The sequence below is a fragment of the Sporotomaculum syntrophicum genome (genome assembly GCF_009932395.1).
Classification (GTDB): Bacteria; Bacillota; Desulfotomaculia; order Desulfotomaculales; family Desulfallaceae; genus Sporotomaculum; species Sporotomaculum syntrophicum.
Genome location: NZ_LSRS01000005.1, coordinates 118,338 through 124,615, shown reverse-complemented (window position 1 = coordinate 124,615; position 6,278 = coordinate 118,338). Strand labels below are relative to the sequence as shown.

7 protein-coding genes and 1 pseudogene are annotated in these 6,278 nt (G+C 38.6%); 4 read left to right on the top strand and 4 right to left on the bottom strand.

The features are described 5' to 3' along the window. Nucleotides 1-6: 6 nt before the first annotated feature. The 3 genes and pseudogenes from SPSYN_RS10785 to SPSYN_RS10775 all read right to left on the bottom strand — a co-directional run bounded on the left by SPSYN_RS10785 (nucleotide 7) and on the right by SPSYN_RS10775 (nucleotide 2,031). Complete coding sequence (locus SPSYN_RS10785) at nucleotides 7-447, bottom strand: HRDC domain-containing protein (protein WP_161822500.1); 441 nt, start codon at nucleotides 445-447, stop codon at nucleotides 7-9. A gap of 1,099 nt (nucleotides 448-1,546) precedes the next feature. Further along, nucleotides 1,547-1,660 (bottom strand): annotated as a pseudogene (locus SPSYN_RS15765) (SMR family transporter); the annotation flags it as partial. A gap of 125 nt (nucleotides 1,661-1,785) precedes the next feature. Continuing rightward, nucleotides 1,786-2,031: a DUF1653 domain-containing protein gene (locus SPSYN_RS10775; protein ID WP_161822499.1), complete on the bottom strand. Its 246-nt coding sequence runs from the start codon at nucleotides 2,029-2,031 to the stop codon at nucleotides 1,786-1,788. A gap of 271 nt (nucleotides 2,032-2,302) precedes the next feature. On the opposite strand from SPSYN_RS10775, the gene SPSYN_RS10770 reads away from it, so the two are divergent. From SPSYN_RS10770 to SPSYN_RS16240, 4 genes are all read left to right on the top strand, one after another. Then, entirely contained in the window at nucleotides 2,303-2,491 is a 189-nt protein-coding gene (locus SPSYN_RS10770; protein ID WP_161822498.1) for a hypothetical protein, read from the top strand. After that, nucleotides 2,492-3,421 carry a PHP domain-containing protein gene (locus tag SPSYN_RS10765; protein ID WP_161822497.1) on the top strand — a complete coding sequence of 310 codons (930 nt, stop codon included), beginning with the start codon at nucleotides 2,492-2,494 and terminating at the stop codon, nucleotides 3,419-3,421. It begins immediately after the preceding gene. A 222-nt stretch (nucleotides 3,422-3,643) separates the two neighbouring features. Further along, nucleotides 3,644-4,429 (top strand): sulfite exporter TauE/SafE family protein, encoded by a 786-nt coding sequence (locus SPSYN_RS10760; protein ID WP_202623816.1) that lies wholly within the window; start codon nucleotides 3,644-3,646, stop codon nucleotides 4,427-4,429. Nucleotides 4,430-4,796: 367 nt separating this feature from the next. Then, a complete protein-coding gene (locus tag SPSYN_RS16240) occupies nucleotides 4,797-4,931 on the top strand; it encodes a hypothetical protein (RefSeq protein WP_279279283.1) in 135 nt (44 codons plus the stop codon). Nucleotides 4,932-5,206: 275 nt separating this feature from the next. Here SPSYN_RS16240 and SPSYN_RS10755 read toward each other — a convergent pair whose 3' ends face one another. Continuing rightward, nucleotides 5,207-5,890 (bottom strand): ATP-binding protein, encoded by a 684-nt coding sequence (locus SPSYN_RS10755; protein WP_243153021.1) that lies wholly within the window; start codon nucleotides 5,888-5,890, stop codon nucleotides 5,207-5,209. Nucleotides 5,891-6,278 lie beyond the last annotated feature (388 nt).

The window sequence follows — 6,278 nt, the reverse complement described above, 5'->3', positions numbered from 1 at the left end:
ATAGTTTTATATCATCACATCCTCTTTGTACTTCTGCACAATATTAATTCTGGCCTCTCCATATTTATGGCACTTTGTCTCGGCAAAACCCTTGATTTGCCTTAATTCAGCCGATGTCTCAGGCATTAAGGCAATAATTTGTTCGAGTTGAGCATTGTTATATATGTAATACGGCTTGATGCCCTCTTCCCTGCTTTTAATCAGCCGGTACTCACGCAATTCCCGGTAAATTGGCGTATCCTCAATTGTAACCGATGATACCGGGGCTAGTTGCTGTTGCGCTTGCTTTGCTTCCGCGGGTTGGTTTTCCTGAGAAGAGATACCGTACTTTAACGTATAATCTACCGGGTTTTCATGGTGATGGGCCAGCAATACTTCGGCAACTCGATACATACCATCCTCGGAAAACCAAGCACCATTTTTATTAGCGTCATGCAAGTTTTTCATATGGTTTGATCACATCAAAAAATGATATCTGATTCACCTTATTTCCGGTTTTATTGTAATACCTTCAATAGCAACATTAGGAATGGATTTTGCCATCTCTTAATATTGTTTTCTTGCTTGTAAAATAAGGTTCTCTGACTTTTCATATACATCCATATTCCCTTGCTCCAGGTTTGGCTTCCAGGGCGTACCTGAAGGAGGGCTCGTGAATCAAGGACTGCAGGTTTTCATTATAGGGCATGGTGATGATGTTTGTTGTCGGCGGCGTAGACCCATTTCACCGCCAGTTCGAAGGCCTTGCGACTGCCCACCGCAGACATGACCTGGGAAGTGACAGCACCAGCTCTGCTTTTAGGCAGGCGGCGGCAAACAAAGCGTATGTGGATTGGTCCTTTAAGAAATCAAAGTTTGCGGGCATTGATTTCACCTCTATGTCATTGCTCCAACTCAGACCGAATTGTATCTGATAAAAGCTATGCTGTTATCGTTCTTGCCATATTTTATCATATAATATCACTTTCTTGTGACAATTTAGGTTAAAATATAAATTTTGTAAATAGGTGTTGGATGTTATTCTAAACATGAAAAAAGCATCTGCTTTACGACAGATGCTGGTTCTTTCACTCGGCCCGATGCAATTATTCGGCTTTAATATGCGGTTACTACCCTTGCTTAATGGTCATAAGGCAGGCTTTAGAGGTAGTGAAGTGTTGTAGGTGCTGTGGCCGATTTATTCTGGAAAGTTATATATACATATATATACTTATAAATATATATATATATTTCTCATATATAATCTATAGACTACAAAGACTACAATTATAGTTTAACCCTTATGGTTGTAAGGGTTAGGTCTGTGGGAGGAACTGTGGTCGGTGAAGTTTCCCGTCCACATAATGAGCAGCTCCACCCACAGCTTCGAGAGGTAACGCCCACGATTTCACGCACTCCGACTACAACCGCCTACACCATTAACCTACAGCTTAGTATTTATTTAGTCCAGCTAAAATAGTTAGTCAAATCTAGCAGCCAGATCACTTCAAGCGTTAGACAGAACTTCATCTTAATTGGTTAATTTTAACATATCCGGGTAAATAGTTCAAGGGCGAGGCCATTGCATACTGTGCGAAGTAATAAGTTTCAATCCTACAATTCCTGTCCAAATTGCATAGGCAGTACCTAAAGGTAGATTCTTTAAGGCTAATGATAAAAACAAGCCAACACCCCTGAATTCAGGGAGCTATTTCCATTGGTAAAGGGCTGACCACTTTTAGTGTTTGTTGGCAATGACACAAGCCAAGCTCCAGCAACAATTATCGCCCAGTGAGAATTCCATCATCAGCGTTCCGGCTCCTGCACCAGCTCAAAACGATATTTCTGCGTGACCTTCGGATATTTCACATGATCCACTTCACTCAAAAACATATCGTAGGGACGAATATATACCCTAAAATCATCATATAGCGCCTGATAGACAATATATTTTTCTTTAGTTTCACTGTGAGTGGCAACCGTCAGCAACTGGTACATTTTATTCTTGAAATGGCAGTACTTGCCGCCAATTACCGGTTTTCTTGGTTCCATAAATGCCTCCTGCGATGTGTAGTCTCCGCTTTGTATCTACTATAGTTTAGCACTTCGAAGCTCCCGTTTTCCAGTTCTTTTTCATCGAGGAAGCGGATAAATATTAATAGGTAAGCTGCTCGATGACAGTTTGCGGGTATTTATTCTCCCACAAAAATGGAATATCCTCCTAGATCTGAGTTTCTGTGCAAAATCAGCCGACAATTATAAAGCCATTAACACAATCAATGTCAAATATTTCATCAGATAAAATTTCCGAAGGGAGGCTTTTATGATTTTTTATATTACAAACAATAAAAATGAGGCTTTAGATGTTCAAGCGCATGAAGACAACCCAAAGCCGTTGATAAAACATCCGATATATAATATGTGGGCAGTAGAGATTACTGAAAATAATAAATATGTAAAAAATAAAAAAGGCCGAATTTATAATAAACTATCCCATGATTGGGGTGTGTAAATGGCTAATTTAGCGTTAAACCCCTATCAAAATGTAAATTGGGAAACAGTTAATCAATATAAGGCTAATTTTCACACTCATACAGATTTGAGTGATGGTAGCCGCATACCGAAGGAGATGATAGGTATTTATCATAAAGCCGGGTATGATATTTTAGCTATAACCGAGCATAATCACTTAACTACAGGAACAACCTATCCTTGGACTATTTATGGGAAAGACCCGGCAGTATTAAACATGCTTGCGGTACAAGGAAGCGAGTTATCTGTTAATCACCATAGAAGTAGTTTATTTTCCGATTATAATACCGATAACGGCATTGAAAATAGTTTTGTTGATATTGCAGCAAGAGATGGATTAAGTATTATACATCATCCAACAAGATATTCTTACGAGGCTGGTTGGTATATTGATTTATTGAAATATGACTGTATAGTAGGTGTTGAAGTATACAATAAAGGGGACAGATATCCAGACAGTAGAGAATTATGGGATAAAATTAATTGTATTAGCAATAGAATGCTCTGGGGTTATAGTAATACCGACGACCATAATGGATTTTATGCCGGTAAAAACTATCAATTTATTTTAATGACTGAATTAACCGAAACAGCACTTAAAATAGCAATGCAGGAAGGGGCATTTTACTTTTGTTATGAACCTGCCGGCACTGGAACTGTTAATGTACCGACCATAACAAGTATAAATGTAGATACTAATACTAATACAATTACAATTCAAGGTGCTAATATATCCCGGATTGACTGGGTTTCAGATGCAGGAAAAATCGGGACAGGGCGCACCTTTAATTATGATAGTTTCAGTGGCAAGTTTGTACGGGCTGAATTAATAAATAATAATGGTATCACTTATACGCAACCATTTAGTTTTACTGCACAATCTAATAAAAACCAACATCAAAATGAATAAAGTTATTACAGGACTATTGTAATAATGCTGGAATATTCCAAATGTAAGCCACCCATGAAAAAAAGGGTGGCTTTTAATATAGCGTAAAGTATGAACAAAATAGATCTTGAAGACATGATTAAATAGTAACAATTTCTGATAAAATGAAATTAGTTTCAATAACTAAGGAGATTATGGACCAAGTGGAATAAAATTTTGTTATTAATAGTTGAGGGAGCAAAAATGATAAACTTATTAATAGGTCTTGCCTCGGGGCTTTTCGGAGGGCTTGTGGGTCTTGGCGGCGGAGTAATCATGATCCCCCTGATGGTGGGCATTCTAAAAATGAGCCAGCACATGGCCGGCGGCACAAGTCTAGTAGCGCTGGTGTTTACAGGCATATCGGGAGCCTTCACTTACTCCTTAAATGGTTCTGTAGATTTACTTGCCTCTTTGCTTTTGGCCTCCACCGCTATATTTACCGCCAGAGCGGGCGCACGCTACGCAAATGCCCTTCCGGAATGGAAGCTCAAGAAATTTTTCGGCGGGTTCATTATCCTGACTTCCCTGCTCCTGCTTCTGAAACCTTACCTGTACCATGTTGATGAGCCCGCCACAGGGTGGCTAAAAGTAGCATTTCTTTTATTAACAGGGGTCTTAACCGGCTTCCTCTCCGGTATGATGGGGGTTGGTGGAGGTACGATTATGGTACCTTCAATGGTGCTGCTCACCGGCTTCACCCAATACGCCGCCCAGGGCAGCTCCCTTCTGGCCATGGTCCCGGTGGGAATAGTCGGGGCTTATACTCACTGGCGCCTGGAGAACGTCAACACAGGCATATTGCCGGGATTAATCCCTGGTATTATGCTGGGAACGTACCTAGGTGGCTCCCTTGCCCATTTCATGCCTGAAGGGGTTTTACGCATTGTTTTCGCTACTGTGCTGATTTGGACAGGGGTGAAATATTTAAAAACACCCAAACCTTTGCCTGGTAAGGAATCAATTATTGTGGAAAAAGAGGTCATCTAGCTTAACTTCATCTCGGCTTAGTCCTGTGCATGTCATTGTATCCCTCAGGCTAAAATCAACCAGTTTGCAGGTTACGTTGAACGGCATGACTGATAGTTGCATTCTGGTTATTATTTTCCGGTTAACTTCATTGGCCAATGCGGCCGTGCTAAAACACGGCCACAGCCTCTTCGACAAAGTATAACAAAAAATATCTAAAAGGCTTGACAGTAATAAAACGTATCTTATAATAAAGCTTATAAGGGAAATCTTTGAGTGGAGTGATGGGGCTTCCATTGACAACCGTTGCCACTATGCCTTCGGTTAATACATTAAAAAAATTTAAAGCAGGATTACTTATGTACTTTATTAATCAGGAGGAATGATAATGGAAAAAATCACATTGGAAAATCTCAAAAACCTCGACAAATTTCAAACAGAGCCCTTTTTAAGAGATCCAGATGCTTACGTTGAATTCTTAGCTAGAAGATATTCAAATTCTAATGAATCTAGTGAAAGCTAAGAGTAAATTTAGTAGTGCAGCTGAAGTTGAGTGATCTAAAATGGTCAAAGTGGTAGTCGGAAAGATTGTTGATGGTGGTCTCAGATAAGTCGGGCGGGATATGGTATTTTTTATCATGGTGTTCGATTTTCACATGGTCTTAGGTTCTATCTATATTAAAAAATAAACTAATTAATATTTTAATTCAACAAGAAAAACAGGTATAACTACCTGTTTTTCTTGTTTATACAAACATCGCAAACCATTGCCTTAAATATTTTCTATGGTTTAATTATTTACAACATCCCTGCAAAGTCATCAAACCGAACAAATATTGTAGTTCCACTGGGTCCTGTCTCAATATTTATAGTAGCATTGTTTCTTTCAGCAATACCGTAACAGACCGAAAGCCCTAAACCCGTACCATTTTCTTTAGTTGTAAAAAATGGAGTGCCCAACTTATCAAGTATTTCAGGTTTAATACCTGAACCTTGGTCCTCTACTGCTAAAACGACTTGATTACCATCTAAAAATGTTTTAATTTTCAATCTTTTACCGGCTGTCATAGCTTCAAACCCATTTCTTACGAGGTTTAGGACCAGCTGTATAATCTCTTCTTCATCTAGCAGCAGGTCAATAACTTCAGTTAATTCAACTTCGACAACCATTTCATTATTAGTGGCATCGGCCTGAATTAACGGTAAAATCTTTTGTACTATTCGATTAATATTTTTCAATGTTAAATTTACCGGTTTGTTTTTTGCCAGAGATAAGAACTCAGTAATTATTGAATTTGCCCTATCCAGTTCATCAATCATGAGATTAAAAGTTTCTTTATATTTAATAAACGAATCCTTATTTCTGTACATTTGTAAAAACCCACGCACAGTAGTCATTGGATTCCTAATTTCGTGCCCAATACCTGCAGCCATTTGTCCGATAAGATTCAATCGTTCTAAGCTTGCCATTTTGTCTTCCATCTTTTTATAATCCGTAATATCATTTAAAGTAATAAGCCTGCATTTTTCGTTATTTAGCTCAATTATCTCGCAGGAGAGTAACACATTACGAATATTACCAAGTTTTGTTTTAAATAGCGCATTATAATTATGAACATACCCCTGCTCTTTTAATTAAGTGTTTTGCATAATCCATAAGCCAATAGAATCAAGGGTTTCAAGGCCACAAAAAAGGACTTCACCCCTTGTTTTGCCGAATATTACAAGTAGCACCTAATAACAAACGACAAAAACCAGAGGTGAAGTTACTTGTATATTCAACAACAGTGCCTGTTTTCCTTTGACGAAATTATGAAACTGCAACCGGAAACCCGGTTAGAAAAGATTTTTCATACCCTCGATCTTAGCC

Bases quoted from the DNA above. Each gene is read 5' to 3' on its own strand.
- SPSYN_RS10755 (WP_243153021.1), bottom strand. From the start codon at position 5,890: ATGGAAGACAAAATGGCAAGCTTAGAACGATTGAATCTTATCGGACAA.
- SPSYN_RS16240 (WP_279279283.1), top strand. From the start codon at position 4,797: ATGGAAAAAATCACATTGGAAAATCTCAAAAACCTCGACAAATTTCAA.
- SPSYN_RS10785 (WP_161822500.1), bottom strand. From the start codon at position 447: ATGAAAAACTTGCATGACGCTAATAAAAATGGTGCTTGGTTTTCCGAG.
- SPSYN_RS10775 (WP_161822499.1), bottom strand. From the start codon at position 2,031: ATGGAACCAAGAAAACCGGTAATTGGCGGCAAGTACTGCCATTTCAAG.
- SPSYN_RS10770 (WP_161822498.1), top strand. From the start codon at position 2,303: ATGATTTTTTATATTACAAACAATAAAAATGAGGCTTTAGATGTTCAA.
- SPSYN_RS10760 (WP_202623816.1), top strand. From the start codon at position 3,644: ATGATAAACTTATTAATAGGTCTTGCCTCGGGGCTTTTCGGAGGGCTT.
- SPSYN_RS10765 (WP_161822497.1), top strand. From the start codon at position 2,492: ATGGCTAATTTAGCGTTAAACCCCTATCAAAATGTAAATTGGGAAACA.